Origin of the sequence: Sulfurovum sp. (assembly GCF_049668085.1) — a bacterium.
Classification (GTDB): Bacteria; Campylobacterota; Campylobacteria; order Campylobacterales; family Sulfurovaceae; genus Sulfurovum.
This window is the reverse complement of record NZ_JBATIY010000025.1, coordinates 1-23891: the sequence shown is the minus strand read 5'-3', so window position 1 is coordinate 23891 and position 23891 is coordinate 1. Positions and strand designations below refer to the sequence as shown.

At 38.1% G+C, this 23891-nt stretch carries 22 protein-coding genes and 2 pseudogenes; 4 read left to right on the top strand and 20 right to left on the bottom strand.

Annotated features, from left to right (window positions below):
- From WBM70_RS02025 to WBM70_RS02005, 5 genes are all read right to left on the bottom strand, one after another.
- Positions 1-442, bottom strand: a 442-nt coding sequence (locus WBM70_RS02025; protein ID WP_424556850.1) for a hypothetical protein, incomplete at its 3' end; no start/stop codon positions are given.
- Position 443: 1 nt separating this feature from the next.
- Positions 444-3002, bottom strand: a complete 2559-nt coding sequence (gene alaS / locus WBM70_RS02020) for an alanine--tRNA ligase (protein WP_424556849.1) — start codon at positions 3000-3002, stop codon at positions 444-446.
- A gap of 138 nt (positions 3003-3140) precedes the next feature.
- Positions 3141-3572 carry a hypothetical protein gene (locus WBM70_RS02015; protein ID WP_424556848.1) on the bottom strand — a complete coding sequence of 144 codons (432 nt, stop codon included), beginning with the start codon at positions 3570-3572 and terminating at the stop codon, positions 3141-3143.
- Between the two features lie 48 nt (positions 3573-3620).
- Positions 3621-4628, bottom strand: a complete 1008-nt coding sequence (gene murG / locus WBM70_RS02010; RefSeq protein ID WP_424556847.1) for an undecaprenyldiphospho-muramoylpentapeptide beta-N-acetylglucosaminyltransferase — start codon at positions 4626-4628, stop codon at positions 3621-3623.
- Positions 4625-5806 carry an FtsW/RodA/SpoVE family cell cycle protein gene (locus WBM70_RS02005; protein ID WP_424556846.1) on the bottom strand — a complete coding sequence of 394 codons (1182 nt, stop codon included), beginning with the start codon at positions 5804-5806 and terminating at the stop codon, positions 4625-4627. Before WBM70_RS02005 ends, murG begins: the two co-directional genes overlap by 4 nt.
- A gap of 84 nt (positions 5807-5890) precedes the next feature.
- Between WBM70_RS02005 and WBM70_RS02000 the strand changes: the two genes are divergently transcribed.
- Positions 5891-7948 (top strand): penicillin-binding transpeptidase domain-containing protein, encoded by a 2058-nt coding sequence (locus WBM70_RS02000; protein ID WP_424556845.1) that lies wholly within the window; start codon positions 5891-5893, stop codon positions 7946-7948.
- On the opposite strand, the gene panC is transcribed toward WBM70_RS02000, so the two are convergent.
- A complete protein-coding gene (panC, locus tag WBM70_RS01995; RefSeq protein WP_424556851.1) occupies positions 7945-8769 on the bottom strand; it encodes a pantoate--beta-alanine ligase in 825 nt (274 codons plus the stop codon). The genes WBM70_RS02000 and panC overlap by 4 nt on opposite strands.
- 63 nt (positions 8770-8832) lie before the next feature.
- Here panC and prfB point away from each other — a divergent pair, with 63 nt between their 5' ends.
- Positions 8833-9927: a peptide chain release factor 2 gene (prfB, locus tag WBM70_RS01990; RefSeq protein WP_424556844.1), complete on the top strand. Its 1095-nt coding sequence runs from the start codon at positions 8833-8835 to the stop codon at positions 9925-9927.
- A 19-nt stretch (positions 9928-9946) separates the two neighbouring features.
- Here prfB and WBM70_RS01985 read toward each other — a convergent pair whose 3' ends face one another.
- The 5 genes and pseudogenes from WBM70_RS01985 to bcp all read right to left on the bottom strand — a co-directional run bounded on the left by WBM70_RS01985 (position 9947) and on the right by bcp (position 13803).
- Complete coding sequence (locus WBM70_RS01985) at positions 9947-10084, bottom strand: hypothetical protein (protein WP_424556843.1); 138 nt, start codon at positions 10082-10084, stop codon at positions 9947-9949.
- Entirely contained in the window at positions 10081-10731 is a 651-nt protein-coding gene (locus tag WBM70_RS01980) for an ABC transporter ATP-binding protein (RefSeq protein WP_424556842.1), read from the bottom strand. Before WBM70_RS01980 ends, WBM70_RS01985 begins: the two co-directional genes overlap by 4 nt.
- A gap of 216 nt (positions 10732-10947) precedes the next feature.
- Entirely contained in the window at positions 10948-12009 is a 1062-nt protein-coding gene (tsf, locus tag WBM70_RS01975; protein WP_424556841.1) for a translation elongation factor Ts, read from the bottom strand.
- Positions 12010-12257: 248 nt separating this feature from the next.
- Positions 12258-13031, bottom strand: a pseudogene (gene rpsB / locus WBM70_RS01970) (30S ribosomal protein S2); the annotation flags it as partial.
- Between the two features lie 304 nt (positions 13032-13335).
- Positions 13336-13803 carry a thioredoxin-dependent thiol peroxidase gene (gene bcp, locus WBM70_RS01965; RefSeq protein ID WP_424556840.1) on the bottom strand — a complete coding sequence of 156 codons (468 nt, stop codon included), beginning with the start codon at positions 13801-13803 and terminating at the stop codon, positions 13336-13338.
- 40 nt (positions 13804-13843) lie between these two features.
- On the opposite strand from bcp, the gene WBM70_RS01960 reads away from it, so the two are divergent.
- Complete coding sequence (locus WBM70_RS01960; protein WP_424556839.1) at positions 13844-14059, top strand: hypothetical protein; 216 nt, start codon at positions 13844-13846, stop codon at positions 14057-14059.
- 59 nt (positions 14060-14118) lie between these two features.
- Here WBM70_RS01960 and WBM70_RS01955 read toward each other — a convergent pair whose 3' ends face one another.
- The 6 genes and pseudogenes from WBM70_RS01955 to WBM70_RS01930 all read right to left on the bottom strand — a co-directional run bounded on the left by WBM70_RS01955 (position 14119) and on the right by WBM70_RS01930 (position 20925).
- Complete coding sequence (locus WBM70_RS01955; protein ID WP_424556838.1) at positions 14119-16281, bottom strand: multiheme c-type cytochrome; 2163 nt, start codon at positions 16279-16281, stop codon at positions 14119-14121.
- Between the two features lie 239 nt (positions 16282-16520).
- Positions 16521-17108: a GDSL-type esterase/lipase family protein gene (locus WBM70_RS01950; protein WP_424556837.1), complete on the bottom strand. Its 588-nt coding sequence runs from the start codon at positions 17106-17108 to the stop codon at positions 16521-16523.
- A gap of 148 nt (positions 17109-17256) precedes the next feature.
- A complete protein-coding gene (nhaA, locus tag WBM70_RS01945) occupies positions 17257-18582 on the bottom strand; it encodes a Na+/H+ antiporter NhaA (protein ID WP_424556836.1) in 1326 nt (441 codons plus the stop codon).
- 21 nt (positions 18583-18603) lie between these two features.
- Positions 18604-19260 (bottom strand): annotated as a pseudogene (locus WBM70_RS01940) (ion transporter); the annotation flags it as partial.
- Positions 19261-19559: 299 nt separating this feature from the next.
- Entirely contained in the window at positions 19560-19904 is a 345-nt protein-coding gene (locus tag WBM70_RS01935; protein WP_424556835.1) for a P-II family nitrogen regulator, read from the bottom strand.
- Between the two features lie 34 nt (positions 19905-19938).
- Positions 19939-20925 (bottom strand): sodium-dependent bicarbonate transport family permease, encoded by a 987-nt coding sequence (locus WBM70_RS01930; protein ID WP_424556834.1) that lies wholly within the window; start codon positions 20923-20925, stop codon positions 19939-19941.
- Positions 20926-21428: 503 nt separating this feature from the next.
- Between WBM70_RS01930 and WBM70_RS01925 the strand changes: the two genes are divergently transcribed.
- Complete coding sequence (locus WBM70_RS01925) at positions 21429-21596, top strand: hypothetical protein (RefSeq protein WP_424556833.1); 168 nt, start codon at positions 21429-21431, stop codon at positions 21594-21596.
- A 58-nt stretch (positions 21597-21654) separates the two neighbouring features.
- Here WBM70_RS01925 and WBM70_RS01920 read toward each other — a convergent pair whose 3' ends face one another.
- The 3 genes from WBM70_RS01920 to WBM70_RS01910 all read right to left on the bottom strand — a co-directional run.
- Complete coding sequence (locus WBM70_RS01920) at positions 21655-23094, bottom strand: PDZ domain-containing protein (protein WP_424556832.1); 1440 nt, start codon at positions 23092-23094, stop codon at positions 21655-21657.
- Positions 23091-23534 carry a DUF523 domain-containing protein gene (locus WBM70_RS01915; protein ID WP_424556831.1) on the bottom strand — a complete coding sequence of 148 codons (444 nt, stop codon included), beginning with the start codon at positions 23532-23534 and terminating at the stop codon, positions 23091-23093. Before WBM70_RS01915 ends, WBM70_RS01920 begins: the two co-directional genes overlap by 4 nt.
- A gap of 2 nt (positions 23535-23536) precedes the next feature.
- On the bottom strand, positions 23537-23891 hold a 355-nt coding region (locus tag WBM70_RS01910; protein WP_424556830.1), incomplete at its 5' end, for a DUF420 domain-containing protein.

The window sequence follows — 23891 nt, the reverse complement described above, 5'->3', positions numbered from 1 at the left end:
TCATCTGTGCTTTAGCGAGTGCTACCTCACCTTGAGAAAATAGCTTCCATGCTTTTGCACGTTTGCTATACATATAGATGTAATTGACTGTCATGATCGTCCAAAGTATCTCTTTAGAAAGAAAAAGTGATTTCAAATCACCATGATGTCCCCCTGTAGCTATCGCCATGATCAAACCTGTGGCAAATAAAATTACAATGAAAGGTATCACAAGATTAAAGAGTCTACCTGTGATCTGCAATGTGATACCTAATCTTTGTTTAGGTTTCAACATTGAATCCATTACATCGTTTTGCAACATCCCCGCCGCGGTTACACCGCCTCTGCTAATTACTGGATGTACTGCGACACGGATCGCGATCATACCGCCTACCCAGATAAAGGCAGAAAGTACGTGTAAAAAGACCAACAAATGGCCATAGTTGTTAAATAATTCTGTCATGTTAATTTCCCCCTTCTAACACTTCACTCAAATAAACTTTTGCTTCTTCAAGCGCTGTAGTGATCTTACTCGGATCTTTCCCACCTGCCTGTGCGAAGTCAGGACGTCCACCACCACCGCCACCAACGATCGGAGCGATTGACTTGATCCAGTCACCTGCTTTGATTGCTGTATTTTTAGACCCTGCAGCCAACATCACTTTGTCACCTTTTTTCATAAAGAGCATCACAGCGATATTTTCATATTTGTTCTTAAGCTCATCGATCATCGTTTTAATATCACCATTTTCAACTTCTTCTACGATGATATTCACACCATTCACTTCAACGGCTGTTAACTCTTTTTGACTGCTGCTCATTACTGAAGCCAATTCACCTTTAAGTGTTTTCACCTGCTCTTTGAGTTTAGTGATACCTGCTATCGGATTTTGATTCTTGAGCTCTGTTTTAACGCTGTTGAGTTCATCTCTTAACGCATTTACGGCTTCTCTTGCAGCATTTCCACAAACAGCCTCTATACGTCTCACACCGGCACTTACACCACTCTCTTTAGTGATCATAAAAAGACCTATTTGAGAAGCATTCCCTACATGTGTCCCACCACAAAGTTCTATAGAGTCTTCGGCAAAACTTACCACACGCACTTCATCACCATATTTTTCACCAAAGAGTGCCATCGCACCGGAGCTCTTCGCTTCATCCACAGACATCACTTCCGTTTTACCTGCAATGCCTCTACTGATCCTATTGTTCACCCATGCTTCTACTTTACTGATCTCATCAGCCGTCATCGCTTGCGGATGAGAGAAGTCAAAACGCAATCTTTTGTCATCATTAAGTGAACCTGCTTGAGCGATATGGTCTCCCAGGATATCTCTAAGTGCAGCATGAAGCAAATGCGTCGCAGAGTGATGTTTCTCTATCTCGATACGACTGTTATCTACGACTGCTTCTATCTCATCACCTACAGAGAGTTTACCTTTCACTTCAGAGAGGTTCATTTCTAAGAACTTTCTTGTATCAAGTACTTTTACATCTGTGTTAAGTGTCCCACTATCACCTGTCTGTCCACCTGACTCTGCGTAAAATGGTGTTTTGTCAAGAAGTACCCAACCCTTGCCATCAATGCTCTGTACTTCTTTAAAGCTCTCATCAAGCAATGCCAGTACTTTAGCCTGTGCTGTGTTACTTGTGTAACCTACAAATTCATTGGTATCAAACTTCTCTTTTAACACTTTAAAATCACCTGTTTCAGCAGCATCACCTGTACCTTTCCAGTTGGCTTTTGATTGTGCTTTTTGTGTTTCCATCTTCGCGTCGAACGCATCAATATCCAGCGTGATATTTTTTTCACGAAGCATGTCTTCTGTAAGGTCAAGAGGGAAACCATACGTGTCATAGAGTTTAAACGCTACTTCACCATTAAACACATCAGTAGTGTTTTTCAATTCTTCATTAAAGAGTTTGATACCCGCTTCGATCGTATCGAAGAAACGCTCTTCTTCCATTTTCATAGATGTTTTGATCGCTTCAGATCTACTTGTAAGATAGTCATACTGTTCACCCATCAGTGCCACTAAAGTATCAACAAGTTTATACATGAACGGTTCACGAAGTCCAAGAAGGTATCCGTGACGAATCGCTCGACGCATGATACGACGAAGTACATACCCACGCCCTTCTTTGTCAAAGTTTACACCTTGAGCCAGTAAGAAAGAACAAGATCGTAAGTGATCTGCAATCACTCGGTAAGAAGCAGAGTTGGCTGCCTCAAAATCATACGGTGCACCTACAAGTTCACCTATTTTTTCAAGGAATGGCATAAAGAGTGACGAGTGGTAATTGTTTAACTTACCCTCTTTAATGGCAATCACTCTCTCAAGTCCCATACCTGTATCGATGCTTGGTTTAGGCAAGGGATTAAGTGTACCCGTTTCATCACGAAAATACTGCATAAATACCAAGTTCCAGATCTCTAAAAATCTATCACCCTCTCCGCCCATTTTATCTTCCGGACCACCAAAGTTTTCTTCACCCTGGTCATAGAAAATTTCAGAACAAGGACCACAAGGACCTGTGTCACCCATCTGCCAGAAATTGTCAGCATCACCAAAACGAAGAATACGATCTGATGCTATATGCTTTTTCCACATCTCTTCCGCTTCATCATCACTGTCATGGACCGTTACCCATAGTTTATCAACTGGAAGATTCAAATACTTCTCGTCTGTAATGAACTCCCATGCATATGCAATGGCTTCTTCTTTAAAATAATCAGCAAAAGAGAAGTTCCCCAACATTTCAAAAAGTGTATGGTGACGTGCAGTATAACCGACATTATCAAGGTCATTATGTTTTCCACCTGCTCTTAAACAGGTTTGTGAAGATGTAGCACGAGGTGTTGCAGGGATGGGTGCTTCACCTGTAAAAATGTTCTTAAATTGTACCATACCTGCATTGGTAAACATGAGTGTCGGGTCTTCTGGTACAAGTGGGGAACTTGGTATAAGCTGATGCCCTTTACTTTGAAAAAAGTCTAGAAATTCTTTTCTGATATCCATGATAAAATGATCCTAAAATTGTGTTGTATAAATTGAAGATATTTTATCTAAAATGTGGTTATTTGAAGGTAAAGCGATAAATATTTAATTACTTCATGATTTCTATACTTGAATCATGAAGTAAGAATATCTATATTTTTAGAGATAAAAAACACACTGATCATCTATATCATAGTCAAAACTGCCATCACCATAGGTGGTCCCGATACCAAAAGAAGCACATTCATAGTCAATACCTCCTTTGCCATAATCAAGATCATCTGTAATACGGATAATATGATCTACATACGGGTCATTAAAATAATTCCCATCCAAACCATAAAAATCAAACTCACAATCTTCTCCAGGATAAAAAGAAAACTCACCATTAGGTGCAGTTTCATCCCAATAATTCATAGAGTCACACGTATACGGAATACCCGAATAGGAATAACCATCTTGATCCACTAAAAACAGAGTGGTTAAACCATCATTATAAGGCTCTTCATAATCATCACTACTTCCCCCACCACAACCACTCAATACCATAACAGATAGTACTGACACCATAAATATCATAAACTTTTTCATCATAAACCCTTTTGATCTATTTATACAGGATGATATTGAATAATCGTGTTAGATTTGTGTTAATAACCTTGCGATCTTTTCACTTCCGTTCTTTTCAACGATCTCTATGAGCCCTCGGCTTTTATCTGCCAGATCTTCATCCAACAGTGCCAAAACTTTTTCAGTATTGATCTCATTTTCTCTCATGATCCAGGCAAGATTCTTCTCTACCAAAAACTGTGCATTATGAAACTGATGGTCACTTGCAGCATAAGGATACGGAATGTACAAGGTAGGTACCGCTGTAGCAGAAAGTTCCCACAGTGTTGATGCACCTGAACGCGCACAGGCAAAATCTGCTTCATTCATATAGTCTGCCAGTTTATCTGTAAAACCAAATACTTCAGCCTCTATACCTAGATCATGATAGGCTTTTTGCACCTCATCAATATTATTTTGACCCGCTTGATGGATGATCTTAATGCCTCTTTCTTTCAGTTGTGGTGCTATCTGCAAAGCCAGATTGTTAATAGCTTTTGCTCCTTGAGATCCTCCAAGAAAGATCATAGTTCTAACCTTATCACGTATACGGGCATTCTCAAAAAATACCTTCTTGATCGGATATGCTTTAATGGGACTCTCTTCAAGATACGAAGAGATAAATGCTGTGGCATAGGGCTTGAGTAATTTGTTGAGTGAACCAAGTGCTGCATTTTGTTCATGAATCACTAAAGGAATACGCAATATCTTCGCTGCAAATGCAGTAGCTGCGGCAGAGAAACCACCTACCGAAAAAACTACTTTTGCCTTGTGTTTTCTTAAAAGTTTTATGGCTTTCATCGTTGCTTTGGTCATCATCAAAAGAGATTTGACCTTACCTAATGCACCTTGATTGACAACACCACGTGTTTCAAAAAAATAGGTGTATGAAAAGTCATCATCATCTTCAAACCACTGTTTATCCTGTCCTTTGGTTGAACCGATGTAAATTAACTCTTCATCTTTCAAATGCTCTTTTACCGCTTTAATGATAGCCAAATGTCCACCTGTTCCACCACCTGTCATCACGATACTCATCGTATTCTCCCTTGAGCGTCTCTTGGTACTTTTTTAGAGATCATCAACACCATACCTATAGCGATACAAGAAGCCCATATATGTGAACCTCCATAACTCAAGAACGGTACGGCAATTCCTTTAATAGGTGTGATCCCGGAGATACCATAAGAGTTAAGAATAAATGCCAATGAGATCAGCAACCCGATGCCTATAGAAAAAAGATAATACATAGGGTTTTTCACTTTTGAGGCGATCTTAAAAATACGAAATACAATGAACAACATGGTCAGCGTCACCAAAACAAGTCCAAGAAACCCTAACTCTTCTGTAATGCCTGCCAAAATAAAGTCCGTATGAACCTCACTCAAATATCCTAATTTAAACTGACCATTGCCTAAGCCCTCTCCCCAGAGTCCCCCATTATGAATAGCATTAAGGGAATTAGAGATCTGATAGGGTTCTTTTCCTGTTTCAATACGAAGATTTTGCACCGATTCAAAAGGTAAAACAGAAAGGATGCTGTCTTGTACGGTACCCCACCAACTTTTGATCCGTGCCATACGGTGCGGGGCAAAGAGGATTAGCCCTATGAATGCCGCAAATCCACCCGAGATCAATGTGAGGAAAAATTTCCAGGAACTTCCAATAAACAAGAACAGTATCGTTAATGTTACACCTAACACTACAACTTGACCTAGATCTTTTTGAAATACAGCAATGATCACAACTGCCACAAGGAAAACAAAAAGATAGGGTGTGAAGGCCCGTACTTCTTCCCAAAATCCCATTTTTGTTTTATCCAATAATTTACGTGAAAAGCTCCACGCCAAAAAGAAAATGAATCCCACTTTGAAGAACTCAACGGGGGCAATAGACATTGGTCCTACACGTATCCACCTTTTGGCACCTCCCACTGCATTCACCAGTGAAGAAGGTAAAAACTGCATCACTATCATTAACATAAAAAAGATCACAAACAACAACATACCTACTCTAGAAAACCATTTATCAGGGTCCATTTTACTTAAGAGTACCATCGTAACAAACCCTATAAATATAGCCATCATTTGCCGTATAAAAAAGTGAAAATCCATATAATTAAAATGTACTACGGTATACGTGGAGAGAGAATAACTCATCACTAATGAAAGTGTTAAAAGGAGCATAACACTTGCTAAAAGGGGTTTATCTATCATATTGTATTCTCTTTTATTAATAATGGGTATTTTATCAGATTTAACAGATAACTTTGATAAAATTACACTCTATAAGAGGGAAATATGAATAAAGAAATACAAAATAAAGCAATACACCAAAGAAAGAACAAAATTTCTGTACTTTTTTTATTCTTACTGCTTATGATGACTATTTTTTTATTTTCAGTCCTTAAAACTATCTCATCAGACAGACGAATCCCCAGTCATAACTCAACCATACATGACCGTTCATTCCGTGGAGCCATTATTTCTGAAGATGGGTATACACTCAGCAGTTCCCAAAAAACCTACCAAGCTGTCATACGAGGTGCAAGTATCGTACCTGAAAAAAAAGCCCTTTTTGTCAAACTTTTCAGTATTTACAGCGGCATCCCTGAAGAAGATCTTCTTAAAAAATTTAAAAATCGTAAAGGCAAAGAGATAAAGGGTAATATTATCCTCTCCAAAACCATTAATTCACGCTCTGCTATGCAACTCAAGTCACTCGCTTACAAACTACGAAAACTGGATGTTTTTCAATCCATCAAGACCCGTAGCGGTATAGAAGTGGTGTATGGTCTGGATATCATAGAAAATGGTGAAAGCAGACGTTTCCCTCTGAGAGATGTATTAAGTCCTATCTTAGGCTATGTAGGCAACAAAAGTGATGGTAGATACACCCGTACTTCAGGTAAAAAGGGTCTTGAACGTTCATATGAAAAGCATATTACATCGAAAAAAAATGGATACTTTAAAGGCAAACGTGATGTAGGCGGTACAGTCATTCATGACAAGAACAGTATCAAACTACAACGTGTGGACGGACTGGATCTTCATCTGAATATTCCTCTAGCTTTACAAAGACGCGTGGAACTCATGCTTGACCAAATGAAACTGAGCATTGATGCTGATGAGATCATTGCAGGGGTTATGGAGAGTAAAACCGGAAAAGTACTGAGCATGGCAAGTTCAAATCGTTATGATCCTTCACACATTCAACAAAAAGATATCGCAGCACTTGTTCCCAAGTTTACAGAATATCCTTATGAAGCAGGTTCAGTACTCAAGCCTCTTACCATTGCCCTTGCACTGGATAAAAAAAGGATCACACCGGATACATGGTTTAAAACAGGATATAAAAAATTTGATATTACCGGTGGTCAAAGTGTAAGTGATGATGATTATTTTGAATCTATTCCAGTGACTGATATCATTGTACACTCTTCAAATATTGGGACATCTCAGATCTCATGGAAGCTCTCAGGAAAAGAGTTTAGAGAAGGATTACTCAAATTTGGTCTCGCTCAAAAAACAGGAATAGACCTCTCACGTGATCTGCCTGGTTCCCTCAAACCACTTAGATTACTAGATCATAAAATGCATAGAGCCAACTCTGCCTTTGGCTATGGTATGATGGTCACTTTCACTCAACTGATGAAAGCCTACTCTGCATTTAACAATGATGGATTAGCCGTCACTCCTCGATTGGTAGATTATCTACAAGATGCTCAGGGTAAGCACTATACGCTTTCTCCTACCATTGGAAATAGTCAAGCCGTCAGCAAGAAAGCGGCCAACCAGGTGCATGACATGCTTCTGGAAGTTGTCAAGCGAGGTACCGGTGTTGCAGCACAGTATCCAGGGCTTGAGATCGGTGGAAAAACAGGAACTGCACACATTGCAAAAAAAGGTCGCTATGTAAGAGAGTATCACAGTAGTTTTTATGGCTTTGCCAATGATAAAGAAGGACATAAATATACGATCGGAGTGATGGTCATTCGTGCGAAGAAACGCTTTAAATACTTTGCATCACAATCAGCCGTACCAACATTTAGGAGGATTACAGACATACTTGTAGAGCTCGATTATCTTAAACCAGAAGGCGGAGTAGAAGTAGTCAGTCCGGAGATCAAAGTGGAACCAAAAAGCCCACCTAAAATCATACATAAACCAGAAGTGAAACAAACAGAAAAAAAGAAAAAAGTCATAGCAGAACCGGTTAGAAAACCATCACCTACAGTCAAAGAACTTTTTAAAATTGAAAAAACACCTACACCAAAACCTCAACCTGAACCTAAATCAGTGAATACAACACCTGCCAAAGATAAATCACCGCATGAACTTTTTGAGGATCTCTTCTAGATCCACAAATTATCGATCAATCTAGGTTTACCTACCCATGCCGCAACAAGAATAATAGTATTACCTATTTCGACATTATCAACAGCGTTAAATTCTCTATCAACAATCGCGATATACTCTACTTGATCAGCATCTTCGAGTACACTTAACATCTCTTTTTTAATCACTTCAGTATTACGTTCACCTGCTATGATCATATTCGTTGCACGTTTCAGTGAACGGGAAATACAAAGTGCACGTGTTTTTTCTTCACCTTCCAAATAGACATTACGACTACTCAGTGCAAGACCATTATCATCTCTTACTATATTACAAGGAATAATATTAACATCCATAAAATAATTCTTGACCATTTGTGTGATAAGCGCTAACTGTTGTGCATCTTTTTTCCCAAAATAGGCATTCGTAGCACCACTGAGATTAAGAAGTTTCATGACCACTTGAAGCATACCGTCAAAATGACCAGGACGTTTTTCTCCTTCTAAAATATACCCACGCACTGCAGGTGCACCGATACAAAGTTCATCTTCTTCATACATCACATCTATAGTAGGCATAAAAAGTATATCTACACCTGCCAATTTACATATCTTTATATCTGCTTCTTCTTTACGTGGATAGGCATCTAGATCTTCCCCTTCTAAAAACTGTGTAGGGTTAACAAAAATAGAAACAATGAGATGATCATTTTCTTGTTTGGCTTGTTGTATAAGCGCAAGATGACCTTTGTGAAGTGCTCCCATTGTAGGGACAAAACCTATTGAACCCGTTAATGCATTTTTTGCTTCTTCTAATGCCTCTATTGTCTGAACGATAACCATCTCTAACCTCATATTTCACTATATTTTGATAAAATCATATCAAAATTACACTAGGTTTCTACTATGGATGCATACGAATACAGCGAATTACTTAAATCACTTACTATCAAAATGGATAATATTAAAAATATTGTAAAACCTGATGTGTTGCAAGCAAGACTTACAGAGATAGAAGAGATACAACAAGACCCGGAGTTTTGGAACGATGCAACCAATGCAGGAAAGGTCTCACAGGAAAAAACCAAAGCAGAACGTATCTTGGCAACCTATAACAATGCCTATGATGCAGTACATGATGCCAGTGAATACTTTGAACTCTCTAAAGCAGAGAACGATGAAGAGACTTTAGAGATGCTCTATGAAGATGCAGAGAGCTTACAGGAGAGTACCAATGCACTGGAAGTACAAATGATGCTCAGCGGTGAACATGATGGAGCCAATGCTATTGTCTCTATACATCCAGGCGCTGGTGGAACAGAATCTCAAGATTGGGCAAGTATGCTCTATCGTATGTATTTACGGTGGGCAGAGAGACATGGTTTTAAAGTCGAAGGACTGGACTATCAAGCTGGAGAAGAAGCTGGTATCAAAGATGTCTCTTTCATCATCAAAGGTGAAAATGCCTATGGGTACCTCAAGGTTGAAAATGGGATCCATAGACTGGTACGTATCTCTCCTTTTGATTCTAATGCCAAACGTCATACTTCATTTTCATCAGTCATGGTCTCACCCGAAGTTGATGATGATATAGACATTACTATTGAAGACAAAGACTTGAGGGTGGATACCTACCGTGCCTCAGGTGCAGGCGGACAACATGTCAACAAAACAGAATCTGCCATCCGTCTTACTCACTTACCCACAAATATCATCGTACAATGTCAAAATGACAGAAGTCAACATAAGAATAAAGCTGCGGCCATGAAGATGCTTAAATCACGTCTCTATGAGTATGAGATGGCTAAAAAACAAGCGATTTTAGATGGTGTTGAAAAATCAGATATAGGCTGGGGACATCAGATACGCTCTTACGTCATGCAACCTTACCAGCAGGTTAAAGACACCCGTTCCAATCAAGCTTTTACTAATGTAGATGCCATTCTTGATGGAGATATAGATAAGTTACTCGAAGGTGTGCTTATTGCTCAGGCAAAATAGAGGTACAAAGTAGATAGAGCTACTTCTCTTCCTCTTTCTCTTTCTCTTTCTCTTTTTTAACATATTTAGAAATCGTTTTGGTCACAACGATCGCAGCAACAAAAGACAAAAGGATCATAGAAGTGGTATAGAGTACGTTCATTAGATCTATTTTCATACCTTCTCCTTCAATATTTTATCTTCGATGCTATACGCAATATCGCAACGTGCCTCCATGCTTTCATCGTGGGTTACCAGTAGAAGTCCGGCACCTGTCTCTTTAGTATAATCCAAAAGTACATCCATCACAAGTTTAGCAGTCTCTTTATCTAAGTTTCCAGTAGGTTCATCTGCAAAGATGATACGCGGGTTTTTACTTAACACTCTGGCGATAGAGACACGTTGCTGCTGCCCGCCTGAAAGTTCCCCTACCTTTTGTTTCATCAGTTCTTTTATTTCCAGTTTTTCGAGTATGGCATCATCGATCTTCTCTGCGCTTAACATACTGGCAACTTCGACATTTTCCATGGCTGACATACCTTTAAACAGGTAGTGAAACTGAAAGATGATCCCTATATCATAACGGCGTAGTGATTCAATAGCCTTATCGTTAAGCGTGTAAAGGTCTTTTCCTAAAAGAGTTACCGTACCCTTATCAGGTTTAATAAATGTTGAGAATATATGTAAAAGTGTTGACTTTCCACAACCGCTTCGTCCAATGATAGCTGCACTCTGTGAAGGCTTCAAAGAGAAGTTTACATCATGAAACAAAAGTGTATCAAAACCGTGAGAAATATTTTTTGCTTCCAATAAATATTGGGACATCTGTTGCCTTTAGATTATTTTGCAGGTGTGGATTCCGTTCCACTTCATGGCATATTTTAACATAAACAAAGTAAGAAGTGTTGTAATTTATGATTTATGATTTTTCTAGAAGTAGTCTTTTAGTTTGCTGTAAAGTTGAGGGTTGTTGAGAGGGAGCATACGGTCAGTATATGACCGAACAAACTCCCTCAAAGGTGCAGTAAAATAGAAGAGCTATTAGCCCATTTGTGCAGCAACTTCAGCAGCGAAATCTTCTTCTACTACTTCAATTCCTTCACCTACTTCTAATCTTACGAAATGTACGATATCAGCAGAACCGCCAGCAGCTTTTGCTTTTTCTTGAACATATGCAAGAACTGTCTTAGAGTCATCCATTACAAAGTTCTGATCAAGAAGACACTGCTCTTGGTCAAGTGTTGTATTGTCAGCGATAAATCTTGCGATCTTACCTGGAAGGATCTTGTCCCAGATCTTCTCTGGTTTACCTTCAGAAGCCAATACTGCTTTAAGTGCTTCTTCTGCTTCAGCCATAACCTCTTCAGTCAATTGACTCATAGAGATATATTGAGGAACATTTTTAAGTGTTTTACCTAAACGAACAAGCTCTTCATTCTCTTTTTCAATAGCAATGATTCTACCTTTAGTCTCTTCTTCTACAAAATCAGCATCAAAATCTTTGAAAGAAAGTGTACTTGGTGCCATAGCAGCTGCGTGCATTGCTATCTCTTTAAGTACTGGAGTCATCGCTTCAGCAGTTGCAGCAGAGTCACATTTTGCTTCAATGATCACACCATTTTGAGAGTTAGAGTGAACATAACCGTTTACTGCTGTGTTCTCATCAGCATTAATAAGTGCAGCTCTTCTTACTACAAGTTTTTCACCGATAGTAGCAACTTGCTGTGAAAGATACTCAGCAAACGGCTCACCATTGATCGTTGAAGCATTGATCGCATCTGCATCAGCAAGATCGTTATCAAATGCATGGTTTACAACCGTTGAAAGCAATGCTTTAAACTTATCATTCTGTGCCACAAAGTCAGTTTGCGAGTTGATCTCAATGATCACTGCTTTTTTACCTTCAACTTTAACGGCAACAGAACCTTCAGCAGCTGTTTTACCAGCTTTTTTCGCTGCAGCACCCATACCCTGGTCTCTAAGCCATGCAACAGCTTTGTCCATATCTCCATCAGCTTCAGTCAATGCTTTTTTACAGTCCATCATTCCTGCATCAGTCATCTCTCTGAGTTTTTTGATATCTTTAGGTCCAAAGTTTGCCATGATTACGCCTCCGCCAATTCTTTTGCAGATGCAACAGCGTCTCTAAAGTTACCTTTAAAGCTGTATTTTTCTTCCATTACTTCAATTTGAGCATCAGTCATGTTTGCTACGTCTGCGAATGTATGGAAACCTTCATCATTGAGTTTACCTTGGTATACTTTACCAACACCAGCGATCTTAGTAAGGTCGTCAGCTTTTTTCTCAGCTTTAGGAGCAGGTGCTGCTTTCTCTTCTGCAAGTGCTGCAACTTCTTCTTCAGATGCTGGTTCAGCAGCTGCTTCAGCCATAACTTCTGCTACTTCTTCACTTGTTGCTTCTTCAACATCACCACCATTAGCCTCAGCATATATAGCTTTACCTTCGATGATCGCTTCAGCCATTTCTTTACAGAAAAGGTTGATTGAACGGATAGCATCATCATTTCCTGGGATTGGATAATCAACCATATCAGGATCACAGTTAGTGTCAAGTGGTGCAACAACTTTCATACCAAGTCTTCTTGCTTCTTTAACAGCAATGTGTTCTTTCACAGAATCCACAACGAACATCATGTCTGGAAGTTTTTTCATGTGTCTGAAACCTTCAAGGTAAGAGCTTAATTTCTCTTTCTTTCTCTTAAGCATCAATGCTTCTTTCTTAGTAAGAAGGTTGATCTGACCAGTCTCTTCCATTTGCTCGATGATCTCAAGTTTTCTGATAGATTTTTTCATTGTTGGGTAGTTTGTTAACATTCCACCTAACCATCTAGTTGCAACGTAAGGCATACCGCATCTTTCAGCGTGCTCTTTAACTGCTTGTCTAGCTTGTTTTTTAGTACCTACGAAAAGTACTGTTTGTCCTTCAGCTGCTGCATCTCTTACAACATTGTAAGTATATTTGAAATATCTAAGTGTTTTTTGAAGGTCGATAATATAGATGTTCTTTCTTGCACCGAAAATGAATTTTTTCATTTTTGGATTCCATCTTCTTGTTTGGTGTCCGAAGTGTACACCACATTCGAGTAAGTCTTTCATTGTTACCATAAGTTTCTCCTTGGTATATCGTTAATAGAATTTTTACACTGTAAAAACTCAGTTAAAAGCATAGCTTCATCACTAGGTTTAAGAGTTGGATTGATAATCATCCAAATCGTCCGCTGTAGTCATCAACACGTTATGTGCAACCAGTCAAGGAATAACTACATGAGTATTTCCATTATTCAAGCCGTTTTCATAGCCTCTTAGAGAATAAGGAACGCGATTATACCGAAATGATGTTTAAATGAATATAAATTTGGGAGGAGTTTGCAGAGACACCCCTTATGGGTGCCTCTGATTGTATCGGAGATTATGCCTGTAACTCTTGGAGTTTGGCTTTCACCGCATCCACATGTTCTTTGACTCTTACTTTTGTCCAATTTGCAGCTATTTTTCCATCGGGATCTATAATAAAGGTAGAACGTACCACACCCATATACTCTTTACCCATGAATTTCTTTAGCTGCCAGATACCAAAAAGATTACAAAGTTCTTTTTCTTCATCTGCTAACAATGTGATACCAAGCTCTTTTTTCTCTATAAATTTTCTATGCTTTTCCGGAGAATCTGGACTCACTCCTAAAACAATAGCATCTAAACCGGTAAAATCGGGAAGTGCTGCAGTAAAATCACAGGCTTCTGTCGTACATCCTGGTGTGTTGTCTTTCGGATAAAAGTAAAGTACGATCCATCTTCCTTTAATGTCTCTAAGACAGATCTCTTCTTCATCCTGATTTGGCAAACAAAAATCTGGTACTTCTGTTCCTACTTCTAACATACTGCATCCTTTATTATTTCTTTTTGGGTAGTATAACAGAATGAATAAAGAAAATGAACACTCAAAAGAAAAATTACTGGCAGATATAGAAAAACTGATCGCTTATGGTAGAGAAGAACCAACTATCAACCCCGCTCTTTTAGCTTATCTTGAAATAGAAGATCTCATCGCTACCAAGAAAAAACTGCTTGAAAGAGTAGGAACACTCAGCGAAGAAGATAAAGAGTGGTTGCAGCAGTTCAAGAAGTACGAATAACCACTTCAAAATCAACCTGAACCTATGTGTATCTGTTGATTTAGTATCTGAACTTTTCTCTAGCGTACAGAAAAGTTCTGTAACTCTTTAAACTTCTTCTCATACATTTCACTCTTAGCCTTATCTCCTACTTTTTTAGTGTAATAAACCAACCCCGAAACAATTTGCATATCTCCCGTATGTTTTGGGTAGACCTCTTCTAAAACTTTTATAGCCTCTTTTGGATTTTCTTCTCCAATAGAGACAGCATAGACGTAGCTGAATCGTGCATCGTCCTTATCTAGATCCACAGACTTTTTGAATTCTGAGATGGCTTTTTTTGGCTCTTTATTGCGTACGTACCATAAACCTAATGCATGATGAAGTATGGCTATGTTTGAAACATTGTCTACACCTTTTTGTAAGATCTCAAATGCTTTTTTGTTTTCTCCCTGTTGGACTAGAAAATTACTGTAGTTAATGTAGACAGGGACGAACTTAGGCTGAAGACGCATCGCTTCTACATACGCTGTTTCTGCTTTTTCAGGCATCTTTCGATTGACATAGAACATTGCCAATGATAATTGTGATTCAGGTCGTTCTGCAGTAAACAGGAGTACTTTTTCATACTCATCAAATGCCTTCTTCAGTACCTCTTTCGTCTCTTTATCTACGTCTCCCAAAGAAAAGGCAGCAAGTTGGCGTGCTGCTTCCATCCTCACTATTTTTACAGGGTCAGACAGCATTTCAAAAGTATTTTTCATACGCATTTTTGGAGGGAAAGCTTCTAAAGATTGCAGTGCAGCTCTTCGTATCATCGGGTCAGAATTTCTAAGCATCTGAAGCGTAGTTGTATAGGTCTGTTTTGAAGGATAATTACCTAAGTACTCTATCACTGTAGCCTTTGCAATGCCAGGGGCATCACTCATGAGTACATTATAAAGCTGTTTAGGTGCATCCTGACTGTTTGATCTCAAGGCCTTAAGAGAATGGGCAAAGTTTTGTTTTCCGACAGGGGGTTTACCATACCAGGTTTTCATCGCATCTGCTGCCCATTTGGCTTCTTTGTCTGTATGGCAAAGGTTACAGGCATTAGGGATCTCTTTCATGTCAACCGAAAGATCTGGTCTTGGTACACGGAAACTGTGGTCATTACGACTGTCTACACCCATATAGGTACGTGCAGGCATGTGACAGGCTATACAAGAACTTCCTGTGCTACCTTCTTTGTGTTTATGATGTGACGGAGCAGTATATTTTTCTTCCTGATGACACTGAGAACACACCTTGTCACCTGCTGCTCTTCGATCAAGTGTATGGGGATTATGGCAATTCGTACAAGTAACCCCTTTTTCATACATTTTGCTTTGCAGAAAAGAATCATAGACATAGACCTCATCCTGTATCTTTCCATCAGCAAAATAAAGACTCTCAGCCAATGTTACAGGTAAATAATGATCTGTAAATCTGTCGCCTGGTGTAAAGTTATCATCGATTTGAGAACGTCTTGAATGACATTTGGCACATACGTCTATCTCTTTGTCGGTCAGATCTGATCTTTTTATTGTATTACGATTCCTTTTACCGCTCTTGTAGTTCAAAGAGAGGGTAAAACCTTTGTGTTTTATATCTGATTTCTGGTCTTTGCTCCACTCTATATGTTTAGATGCAGGACCATGACAGGCTTCACAGGAAACATTCATCATATCCCATGTTGTATGGTAACTTTTTGTCTCCACATCATAATTCTTTTTTAGATTGGTACTGTGACAGTCTGCACACATGTAGTTCCAGTTCAGGTTTGGACCGGTCCAGTGAAGTGGATCTCCTGCTGTAACATTATCATCCACATGTATATGGTACCAGCGCTGTCCACCCTCTTCTTCACTTCGGCTATCCCAAGCGATGTCCATAACCTGTATATTTCCTTTTGGAAACTTGATCATGTACTGTTGCAGAGGGTAGATACCAAAGGTATAGGAGATCTCATAGTCTTTGAGTGTACCGTCTTCACTGTCGGTACGTACCATGTATTTTCCGTCTTTTTTATAGAAAGTGGTCATGATTCCATTGTAGTTAAAGGTTGCATTGTTAAAGTCTCCCTTGACAGACTTTTCATCAGCTACCATCATCGCCAGGTCATGATGTGAACCTTGCCATTCATGCATCTCTTTACTGTGACACTCTGCACAGGCTTTTTCGCCAACATAAGAGGATGTTTGTTGGGCAAAAACAACGCACATTAGGGTAAGTATTAAAAATATATATTTTTGCATGAGTTTACTTTCTTATGGGATTAATCGTGCCATTGTAAATAAACACTATAAACATTAAGTTTTTCATTATTTTTTCTTTTATATCGTAAATGCTGATTAAAATTGATAATTATACTCTAATTGAAAATAAAAACCTTATAAAGTTATATATTTTATAAGAAGCAGATGTTTTGAATTCATTTTTCTCGGCAATATTCTATTAGTCTCTAAACCACCCAAGCACTCCAATTTTTTATAAAATTTGCCAATATATCATAACCTTTATCTCTAGGGTGAGCACCATCATTTAATGCAACTTCATCTTTCCATATTGTATCATGAACGAGTCTATTAAATATTGATAGATATGGAATATTCAATTCATTGCATAGCGCATGATATTTACGATCTAACTCTTTAATACTTTCATTTTGTTCGACATCAGCAATTGGAGGCATGCCAATCATTATGACATCATATTTTCTTGATGCATTGACTAAGATAGTTTTAGCATTTTCAATACTATTTTCCAAAGATACTCTTCTTTGTCCATTTTCGATCATTGTATCATTGACACCGAATGAAAAAACAACTTTGTTTTCTGATGCCTTAGGCAACCTTAATTGACATTCTAATTCCCATCTTTTTAATATATCTTCAGATGTTTCTCTTCTAATGCCGAGATTATAATGTGTAATATCTAGATTGTTGTTTTGAGAACTTGCACTGAGTCTTCCAGTCCAACCAAGTTTAGTTGGATCTCCTGTACCATTAACAAAAGAATCTCCAAAATAGCATATACGAATATCTCTCATTTTTAACCTTCAATATCTGTTTTTAATTTTCTTTTATAGCTGATATTTTATCATTTAGAGTATATCAAAAATACTTGATTAAAATTTGAGATAGAAACCTTATAAAGTGATATATTTTATAAGGTTTTGAAAATAGGATACTTGATGCTTATTTTGCTATAAATCTTAGCCAGGAATAACCAAACAGTCCAGCAAATAAAGAAGCTGCCAAAATCCCTACCTTAGCTTGAAAAATAAGTTCTGGACTATTTACAAATGCCAAGTCTGCAACAAAAATAGACATGGTAAAACCGATACCTCCAAGAAACGCCACACCAAAAATTTGGCTCATACTACTGTCTTGTGGAAGTGTTGCTATTTTTAACTTGATGGCTAACCATGCTATCCCAAATATTCCAAGCACTTTTCCAAGTATAAGACCTCCAATGATTCCCATTGATACAGGCTCCAAAATGGTTGTACCTATAGATCCAAAATCAATGGCTATTCCAGCATTTGCCAATGCAAATAAAGGAATAACGAAAAGGGCAACAGGTAAATGTAGATCCCTTTCTAGTCTTGCAGCAGGAGTACCAATGGCATTGATATTGCTTTCGAGTTTAAGAAGTATCGCTTTTTGTCTTTCATTCATACCAAGCTTACTATCTATAGGATAAGAGTCATATTCATCAAGCAGTTTTTTTGCATTTTTTCTAAAACCTACTGCTGAAAGTTTAGGTCTTGAAGGTATGGCTAGTGCAGCTATGACTCCGGCTATTGTTGCATGTACACCAGATTCAAGCATAAAGAACCACAAAAAAAGCCCCACAATGAAGTACGGTAAGATCATATGAATACCAAAACGGTTAAATAATACTAAAATTAGAAAAGAGGCTCCAGCTAACATAAGAGGTACCATATGTATCTGTTCTGTATAAAAGAGTGCTATCACCATCACTGCACCAAGGTCATCAACAATAGCCAATGCAACCAAAAATGTGACCAGTGCCGGAGACACTCTTTTTCCTAACAACACCAAAGCACTAATGGCAAATGCAATGTCTGTAGCCATGGGGATTCCCCATCCATTTGCTCCAGCAGTACCCGAGTTGATGCTAAGATAGATCAATGCAGGGAAAACCATTCCGCCAATAGCAGCCAAAATAGGTAAGAGAGCCACTTTGATATTGGAAAGCTCCCCTACCGATATCTCCCTTTTTATCTCTAGCCCGATAATAAAAAAGAAAATAGCCATAAGACCATCGTTTATCCAGTGATGAATGGTATGAGAGAGTTGCCATGAACCAATATCCAAATCTATTTTTGTATGAAAGAAATGTGCGTAATGCTCTGCTAATGGTGAATTGGCAAGTATGAGTGCCAATATAGTCATAAACATTAAGATCACACCTGTAGTAGTCTGCGCATGGATAAAGTGTTCAAATGGTGTTGCAACTTTTTTAAAGGCTTTTTCCCATGGGGCATATAGTTTCATTTATCTTTCCTTATATTGTTTTTATTTGGATACGACTAACTCTTTGAGCTCTTTTATATCATTGCGCAACTTTTGAATTTCCAACCTTGCTGTATCTTCCGCCAAATGAACTTCATTTACAATATGCTCTTCTTCCTGGGCATTCATCTCATTCATTGCATCTACAACAATAGCAATGATAAGATTAACGATAATAAAGGTCGCTAAAAAAATAAACGGAATAAAGAATACCCATGCAAGAGGATAGACTTCCATAATTGGTCGTACGATTCCCATAGACCATGACTCTAATGTCATGATTTGGAACAATGTATAAAATGACTCGCCCAGTGTCCCGAACCACTCCGGAAACTTTTCTCCAAATAACTGAGTTGACATAATAGCAAAAATATAGAAAAAGAGCGTTAGTAGTCCTGCGATAGATGCTATACCAGGGATCACACTCAACAATGCAGCAATGATCTTCCTCATTTGTGGTACAACCGTGATAAGTCTGAAAAGTCTCAGTACCCGTAATACCCTAAATATCTCAAATCCACCGCTTGCAGGAACCAAAGAGATCGCGACAACGGTAAAATCAAACAGAGACCATGAATCTCTGAAAAATGCTCCTTTGTATACGTAGATCCTTAAAATGATCTCTATTGTAAAAGTAGTGATAACAAAGAAATTAAACCACGCAAAAAAAGTATGATAATCTGCAGCAAAACTTTATGATGTTTCAAACCCCATAGTAATACCATTGAGAACTATAAGCCCTATGATAAAGTTTTGAAACTTAGAATTCTCGACAAACTGTTTTATGGTGTGATACATATATACTCCTTATACAATTAATAAAATACGAATCGGACGAAATTATAATCTATATAAGTTAAATATATGTAAATAGAGAGATAATCATCTCAATGTTGCATCTCTTTCATTAGTGAGGTTCATTATCTGTGATAACAACAAACATCACGTTTGTCGATCCTTTAAAATGTCCATCCTGGACACTTAGGCTTAGAACTATCACACTTATCAGCATTTAATATCTGTGCCTCATGCATATACACAAATATGTGATGCCCCATCTCTCTATAGGTATTTAAATTTTTTATCAAATTATCTGCCAGTTCATTGGACACTACAACAACAAACATGACATTCGACTCTCCATCAGAGTGTCCGTCCTGTACACCTGACTCGCCATCTCCACGTGCATTTAATTGGGTATAGCCGGTGATCCCGATATTTTTAAGAATTTTAATTAATTTATTTTCAAACGTACTGTTGATAATAATTTGTACTGATTTTCCTGCATACATCTCTATTGACATTCATAACTCCTTTTAGTTGTGATTAAATTACGCTTTAAGACCCTATATACCAAATCGTCATTTGATAGAAGAGCGGGATTCCGACAACAACATTGAAAGGGAAAGTCACCCCCAAAGACAATGTTAGATAGTAAGATGGATTTGCTTCTGGAACTCCATAACGCATTGCCGGAGGCACGGCGATATATGAAGCACTAGCCGATAAGATGGCTAACAAGAACGTTCCACCCACTGAAAATTCAAGGATTGATCCACCGATGATGATACCAAGCGTACCACCTATAAGCGGCATGATCATACCAAAAGAGACAAGTATAACACCCGCTCTCTTAAGTGTATCTGCTTTTTTGGCAGCCTCAATACCCATATCCAATAAGAATAGACATAGAACTCCCATGAAGATATCTTGTGTGAACGGTGTCACTTTTGCAAGAGATTCTGGAGATGCTGTTGCGCCAATCAGGAGTGCACCCAGCAAGACGACCACACTTCCGTTTGTAAAAGCTTCATGAAGCAGAGGTCCCCACTCAGTTTTTACTTCAGCAGTCCCTTTTTCAGCGGCCAGACGCTTTCTTACAAAGGCTGCCATCATAAGTCCCACGATGATTGCAGGTGATTCCATGATCACCATCATCACGATAGGATAACTCTCATAGGTGACACCGGAAACTTCTAAAAATGCAACGGCGGTCAAGAATGTCGCAGCACTCACCGAACCATAGTGTGCAGCTATTGCTGCTGCATCAAACTGATTGATCTTATTTCTAAAACGTAACAGTCCATAACCGATTATCGGTAGTAAAAAACCTAAGATCGTAGCCCAGATAATCGACTCAACTGCCAATTGAAAATCTGCTTTACTTAATGCAATACCACCTTTTAAACCAATGGCCATTAGTAAATAAAGACCTATACCTTTACTCATTCCTTCAGGAAACTTAAGGTCTGAATTTATTAGCTTTGCGATAACACCCAGTGCAAAAAACATGACTGCTGGTATGAGTAGACTATCTATTCCCATGTTTTATCCTTTGTTTGAGGTATTGCTTTGCGATACTTGAATATATGTTGATTGACTGAAGGCATTTACTATTAGTAACAATGAATAAATACCCAGTGCAGGTAATCGATCGACTATTGACCATATAATTTTTGATAATTTTGACATTTATATTCCTTTACTTCAATGTGTATTCGGAAAGTAACGTATTTTTAAAAATAAATTCTACTAAATAGGACTATTTTTATCCTATTTAAATTATTTGTTACAATACTATACACAATATTGAGAAAGCAAGCATCACTTATGACAATATAAGTTACCTAATTTGATAATTATGATCAATTTAGATCAATAAAAACGTTAAGTAATACTTAACGTTTTTATTGTATACTCTTATAAGCACTTATTAAAAAGGTATAATGTAAGAAGTCAATATATCTCATTTTGTTTGTCCCTCTACAGCTAAATGTTTATATCATATGTAAGATTGGGATGGAATATAAATAACTAAGGAGTTATGTATGGAACTTTGGAAAATAATAATATTCTGCCTTATAATCCTGGCAGTTGTTGTAGGTGGATATGTGTTTATGTTCTTTCATATTATGAGAAGAGATCCAAAAGAATTGGAGTACAGAAAACATATCGGTCAAGATGATAGACTCATACCACCTAAAGAAAAAAAATAATACACTAAATCATCATTTTCAGTTGTGGCAGGCAAAAGATTATGTTCTGATGATTCTTCTATTTCCTTAGATCTATCGACTTATCAAACTCAATATTATACTTTTTAAGTATAGCATTCTGTTTCATTTGTGCTTCTTCTTTGTCTATGATCACTTTAACACCGTCATTATCTTCTAGCACAATATATTCACTTTTGGCCGCCTGCATCTTTTGATAAAACTCCTCAAAGTCTTTAAATGGTTCTCCATTGATCTTATCAATAGGCCACATGGCAAAATCATTGTCTCCCCTACTCATATCTGAAGCCAATACTTTAAGCAGGACCACCACTTCACTTTTATCATCTTCTTGCCATTTTGAAGCCAAATAACTCAATTTTAAACGATTAAGCTTTGTAGAAACGATAAGGTTTCTCGTTAAAGGAGAAAAAACATATCCGCCATAGACAAAATACTTCGGCATGGTATCATAACGTGTTGTTTTTACTAGATACATATCATCAGCTACATGCTCTAATGGTGCTTCCACCTGCATCTTTTTCTGATCTCTAATAATATCAAGCTTCACAGTTTCACCCATCTGATAGGCGTCGACATAGTGCTGATAATGCGTATACTCATGATTTCTAAATTCTACTGTACCGTCATTCTCCACATTGTGTCCATCCACTGCCGTTAAGATGTCACCTTCTTGCAAAGATGCTGACACGGATGAATTGTGTACCACTTTTACGATGAGCTTTCCACTCACATTATCATCAAGCCCATAATAACGTCTGATGGCAGGGTTTTCTAATTTCTGTGTGCCTAAACCCAGATCAGCAAAACCATCACATGTGCCATCTTTCATATCTTCTATAAAATGCTGCACCATATTTACAGGTACCAGATAACCAATGTTTTGAGACTTAGTAATGACCTGCATCACAACACCGACAATCTTACCATCTGAAAGTGCCGGACCACCGGAGTTTCCAGGGTTTACTGCAGCATCGACCTGCACTGCCAGAAAAGCTTCCCCGCTGTGTGCATACACATGATGTTCGACCCGTGAAACCACTCCGATAGTTGCAGAGAGTGTATTCCCTCCCATAGGATAGCCATAGACAACTATTTTTTGTTCAACTTTTGGAAGTGATCCAAATGTTAATGGTATCACCCCTTCAAAAAATGCCTTTTCCTCTACTTTCAAAAGTGCCAAGTCTGCTTGATGAGAAACAGCATAAACTTTAGCAATATAACGTTTACGTTGTCCATATCGCTGCACCTCTATAAAAGCTTGATTGGCAACAACATGTGCATTGGTGAGAATATACTCTCCCTCAATAATAGCACCTGAACCTGTGCTGCTTCGCATGGAACTGTTCCATGGCTCTTGATAGTTTGGTATTTTTGACGTAGTGTAAATTTTGACGATAGCTTGCTTGGTAATATCTTCGTGATGTGAGCTTGCGGTTAAAAGCAATGTACTTAGCAGTACTATCCATATTATTCTCATACTAATCCCTTAAAATCTTCTGCATCTATGCAGGGTATATTTCGTTTTTTCGCTTCCTTAGCCATAAGACCTGCTTCTTTTGAAGAGAGTAGGTTTTTTTCTTCATCATACACTCTTGCAGAACAGACACCACAACTTGGACTTCTGTCTTTGCCAATAAACAGATCCAACTCACTATGTCTCTGAAAAAACAGTGTAGCATATTGAATAATAGGAGTAGATAAATCTTCACCATTTAAATTAGATATGGCTTTAGACCCTTCTTCTGTTTCTAACAAGTCCATTGTTGGACGAGGTGAACCAAAAGCAAAATCTTCTGGACAAAAAGGAATAAGTTGGGCATCTTTTAGTTGTTCTAAAAGTATTTCATTTTTATTATCTGTCGCATCATAGCGACATTTTTCACCTAAAAGACATGCAGAAATTGCAATCTTTTTCATCTTTAAAATACAAAGAGTAACGCATAAACCCAAGCACCTGTCAACATGGTTAATATAATGCCTATAAAGGTCCATTGCCCATCTCTTTTATGTGTTTGAGCATACAATCCTGGAAGCGCAGATTGTTTTTTATAGCGCTTTGCACTATAAAGTGTTTTTACCCATAGGATCAATGTAATCACAGAGATGATGATATGAAAGATCAATACATACAAAAGGTAATCATGTGATACAGAACTACCTTCCATCAGATTCTTATATCCACCCTCCATACGTACACCGAATTCAAAGAACCCTACAACGATCACAGAAATGATAAAAAGCAGTTTCTGTACACTTTCATGTGCACTATAATTC

Coding starts and splice junctions, on each gene's coding strand:
- prfB (WP_424556844.1), top strand. CDS start 8,833: ATGGATGCATACGAATACAGCGAATTACTTAAATCACTTACTATCAAA.
- WBM70_RS02000 (WP_424556845.1), top strand. CDS start 5,891: ATGAATAAAGAAATACAAAATAAAGCAATACACCAAAGAAAGAACAAA.
- WBM70_RS01915 (WP_424556831.1), bottom strand. CDS start 23,534: ATGAAAAAGATTGCAATTTCTGCATGTCTTTTAGGTGAAAAATGTCGC.
- murG (WP_424556847.1), bottom strand. CDS start 4,628: ATGAGTATCGTGATGACAGGTGGTGGAACAGGTGGACATTTGGCTATC.
- WBM70_RS01920 (WP_424556832.1), bottom strand. CDS start 23,094: ATGAGAATAATATGGATAGTACTGCTAAGTACATTGCTTTTAACCGCA.
- bcp (WP_424556840.1), bottom strand. CDS start 13,803: ATGTTAGAAGTAGGAACAGAAGTACCAGATTTTTGTTTGCCAAATCAG.
- alaS (WP_424556849.1), bottom strand. CDS start 3,002: ATGGATATCAGAAAAGAATTTCTAGACTTTTTTCAAAGTAAAGGGCAT.
- panC (WP_424556851.1), bottom strand. CDS start 8,769: ATGGTTATCGTTCAGACAATAGAGGCATTAGAAGAAGCAAAAAATGCA.
- WBM70_RS01980 (WP_424556842.1), bottom strand. CDS start 10,731: ATGTCCCAATATTTATTGGAAGCAAAAAATATTTCTCACGGTTTTGAT.
- WBM70_RS02005 (WP_424556846.1), bottom strand. CDS start 5,806: ATGATAGATAAACCCCTTTTAGCAAGTGTTATGCTCCTTTTAACACTT.
- WBM70_RS01985 (WP_424556843.1), bottom strand. CDS start 10,084: ATGAAAATAGATCTAATGAACGTACTCTATACCACTTCTATGATCCTT.
- WBM70_RS01925 (WP_424556833.1), top strand. CDS start 21,429: ATGGAACTTTGGAAAATAATAATATTCTGCCTTATAATCCTGGCAGTT.
- WBM70_RS02015 (WP_424556848.1), bottom strand. CDS start 3,572: ATGAAAAAGTTTATGATATTTATGGTGTCAGTACTATCTGTTATGGTA.
- WBM70_RS01935 (WP_424556835.1), bottom strand. CDS start 19,904: ATGTCAATAGAGATGTATGCAGGAAAATCAGTACAAATTATTATCAAC.
- WBM70_RS01960 (WP_424556839.1), top strand. CDS start 13,844: ATGAATAAAGAAAATGAACACTCAAAAGAAAAATTACTGGCAGATATA.
- tsf (WP_424556841.1), bottom strand. CDS start 12,009: ATGGCAAACTTTGGACCTAAAGATATCAAAAAACTCAGAGAGATGACT.
- WBM70_RS01955 (WP_424556838.1), bottom strand. CDS start 16,281: ATGTGCGTTGTTTTTGCCCAACAAACATCCTCTTATGTTGGCGAAAAA.
- WBM70_RS01950 (WP_424556837.1), bottom strand. CDS start 17,108: ATGAGAGATATTCGTATATGCTATTTTGGAGATTCTTTTGTTAATGGT.
- WBM70_RS01930 (WP_424556834.1), bottom strand. CDS start 20,925: ATGGGAATAGATAGTCTACTCATACCAGCAGTCATGTTTTTTGCACTG.
- nhaA (WP_424556836.1), bottom strand. CDS start 18,582: ATGAAACTATATGCCCCATGGGAAAAAGCCTTTAAAAAAGTTGCAACA.